At 58.6% G+C, this 469-nt stretch carries 1 protein-coding gene; it reads right to left on the bottom strand.

What is annotated here, in order from left to right; all coding sequences use genetic code 11:
- Positions 1-335: hypothetical protein (locus tag CS062_RS27150; RefSeq protein ID WP_233218250.1), on the bottom strand; the 335-nt coding region annotated here is incomplete at its 3' end.
- Between the last annotated feature and the right edge of the window lie 134 nt (positions 336-469).

Genomic DNA, 469 nt, shown 5'->3' with positions numbered 1-469 from the left:
CTTTGGGACTCTTCATCAAGGGTTACCAACCACACTGCCCTGCCATCCGGCGCTTCCCCAACGGGTGGCAAACGCAGTAGTAGTCCTTGGCCATAAGGATCGAGAACCAGCCGGGGTCGAATGCTCGATCTAGGCGCATGTGAGGTCAGAGACTCGGCGGGCCTGTCGATCCCACGCTCATCGTGGAACTTCTGTGCTACCGCCCAGTACCTCCGCGGCAGCAGATGTTCATCGACGCTCCATCCTGATGCCACCGCGTCGAGCAGTTCAAACGAACGATCGGCCACGTCGACTGCAAATTCATCGCCGTAACGAATAAATCGCTGCACCGGCATATCGACGTTCGTAAAGCCCGTGCCTGCAGCTCTGCCGGCTGCCCAGGAGATGAAGTCTTCTGGTGTTAGCCCGGGAGTGCTTCCACGCTTCCACGCGAGGATTCGGAAGTAGTCCCGAAGGCAGTAAGTCGGCA

It is taken from the genome of Roseateles chitinivorans (genome assembly GCF_002761755.1).
Taxonomy (GTDB): domain Bacteria; phylum Pseudomonadota; class Gammaproteobacteria; order Burkholderiales; family Burkholderiaceae_C; genus Roseateles; species Roseateles chitinivorans.
This window is presented reverse-complemented; position numbering and strand designations above follow the sequence as displayed.